Consider the following 2325-nt stretch of genomic DNA (forward strand, 5'->3'; position numbering starts at 1 on the left):
CATGACCAGTTCGATCGCTTCATGGCCGAACTGGCGCGGTTTTTGCCGGATTGATGAAGGTTCAGGCAGAAGCAAAAATGCCTCCGGCGGGCAGGGGCTGAGCCCCTGCACCCACTTTCGTTTTTGTGCGGCGCATTTTGGGCAGCTTTGGGGTGTAAGGCAGACATTGCGAACACGCGGCATGACCGTATTGTAGATTTATGAGCGCTACCCTTCCAAAAAGTGTTGGCCTTGGCGGCGACGGTGATGAACTATTGGCCATTGACGACGTTCAACGCGCCTTCGGGGTGAAGCTTGATCAGGCGGACGCGGCGCAATGGCAAACTGCTGGCGACGTGTTTATTTCGCTTTGCAAGAAACTACCCGCCGAAAGCAGGACCGATGAGCTATGGGCGCGTTTTGCTGAGGTTTTGACAAGCCAAACCGGCGTTGACCCGAAGGCAATCGAGAAAGACAGCCGCCTGCTATCGCAGTCGCGGGTTTGGGTCCATGTTTCGAACGTGTCGGCAACGGTCTGGATTGCAGCAGCAGTTATGATGGTGGCGATGGTAAGTTTGTCGTTGCTCTAGGCCGCAAATGTCCGAAATTGGGGGTGAAATCAGCCATAAGCGCGCCCGAAAACAATCGGGTGCAGGGCTCAGCCCTGCCCGCCGGAGGCCTTGATTTTCCTTTGCAATCAATCCGCCAACAGCACACCGATGCGCAGGGTGCGGCCGGGCAGTGGCAGCCCCAGTTGCGGAAACACCGCCGCGTTGAGCAGATTGTCCAGCGCGGCGGTGGCGGAAAGCCGGGTCTTGCCGATGCGTGTCAGCAGCACGCGGCTGCGCAGGTTGATTTCCGTGGCGGGCGGCAGGCGGGCCAATTGCCCAGCGGGTGCCGGGCGGGGGGCGAGATCGCGGCCAAGGTCTCTGGCTGGCCCGATGCGCCGCACTTCGGCCCGCAGATCGAACGCGCGTGACGGGGCCCAATCGATGGCGGCCATCGCCTCGTGGAACGGGCGTTGCAGCAATGGTTGGCCGCCGCTGCTGGCGTGCTGGGCGTTGCCGGTGATTTCCAGCGTCAGCCCGGCGCTGAGCGGCAATTGCAGGGCCAGATCGATGCCGATGCTGGTGGCAGCGCCCTGATTGAAGCGTTGGCGCAGCGCAGCGCCGTTCACCGTCACAACGCGCTGGCCGATGCTGCCATCGACGCGCTGCCAGAACGGGTTGAGCGTGATCACGGCGCCGCCGGGCCGCCACACCAGTTCGGCATCGCTCAGCCAGACGCGTTCCGGCGTCAGGGCGGGATTGGACAGGAACCGCCCCAGCGCTTCGCCAAACAATTCGCGCGCCGATGCAAAGCGATTGCGCCGCCCGCCGGACAGGGTGAGCTGTACGGCGTCATTCAGCGGCACTGCCATGGCGGCTGAAAATGTGGCTGCCTGCCGGGCGGGCTGCGCCGGCTTGTTGCCGGTGAAGGGATTGGTCGATGCATCAAGGCCCAGCCCAAGCGTAAGCGCGGCGCTGCCCAGCGGCACATCTGCCTCCAGTCCGCCCGACGCCAATGATTGACGGTACCGCAGCGGTCCGGTCATGGTGCCGGCGGGCAGGGCGGTGTCCGATTGGCGGTGATCGCTGATCTGGCCGGACAGGCTCCAGCGCAAGGTGGCGGGGCCAAGCGTGTGACGCAGCGTCAGCCGGCCGCCGAGCGTGTCGTCATCGTTTAGTTCGCGGCCACTGAGCAAAGTGTAGCGCGCATCCCGAAAGCTGGTGATGGTCTGGCCGAACCATTGCCGCAAGGCGACTGCGCGCGCCGTGGCACCGCCGATCGGCACTTCCAGCGCGATTTGCGCCTGGCTGAGCTGCCAATCGGGTGTGCGCCAGTATCGCGGCGGGGTGATGGCGGGATCGCGGTCCGATTCCGGCGGGATGCCGCGCGTCGCATCGATGTGCAGCAGGCTGGCGCGCCAATCCAGCGGCCCGGCCGATCCGGCCAGCGCTGCAAACCAGCTGGTGGCGGCCAGATCGCTGTTCAACCGGCGGCCGCCGGCTGGCTGGCTGAACGGCAGCACTGCGGCCTGCGCCACCGACAGGGCTGATTGCGCCTGATGCGCTGCGCCCAATGTCAGGGTCAGGCCCGCAACCGGCATGGCCGCTGCTGCCGAGAGATTGGCCATGCCATAGGGCCCGGCCTGCGCCTGCGCTGCCAGGCCACTGCTGCGGCTTTGCAGATCGACTGTGCCGGCCACGGCATTCGCGCCATATTCGATGGCGCCGGCGCCCTTGCGCACTTGCAGGCTGCCGATGATGCCGGCCGGGATCAGCCCCAGATCGAGGCGGCCATCCC

Annotated in this window: 3 protein-coding genes; 1 reads left to right on the forward strand and 2 read right to left on the reverse strand. The window is 65.3% G+C overall.

Annotated elements, in window-relative coordinates; all coding sequences use genetic code 11:
- The coding region (locus ABWP50_RS11855) for a hypothetical protein (RefSeq protein WP_353218195.1) at positions 1 to 183 on the reverse strand (183 nt) is incomplete at its 3' end.
- A gap of 17 nt (positions 184 to 200) precedes the next feature.
- On the opposite strand from ABWP50_RS11855, the gene ABWP50_RS11860 reads away from it, so the two are divergent.
- Positions 201 to 569 (forward strand): hypothetical protein, encoded by a 369-nt coding sequence (locus tag ABWP50_RS11860; protein WP_353218196.1) that lies wholly within the window; start codon positions 201 to 203, stop codon positions 567 to 569.
- Between the two features lie 107 nt (positions 570 to 676).
- On the opposite strand, the gene ABWP50_RS11865 is transcribed toward ABWP50_RS11860, so the two are convergent.
- The coding region (locus tag ABWP50_RS11865) for a TonB-dependent receptor plug domain-containing protein (RefSeq protein ID WP_353218197.1) at positions 677 to 2325 on the reverse strand (1649 nt) is incomplete at its 5' end.

This window comes from Sandarakinorhabdus sp., from assembly GCF_040398645.1.
Classification (GTDB): Bacteria; Pseudomonadota; Alphaproteobacteria; order Sphingomonadales; family Sphingomonadaceae; genus Sandarakinorhabdus.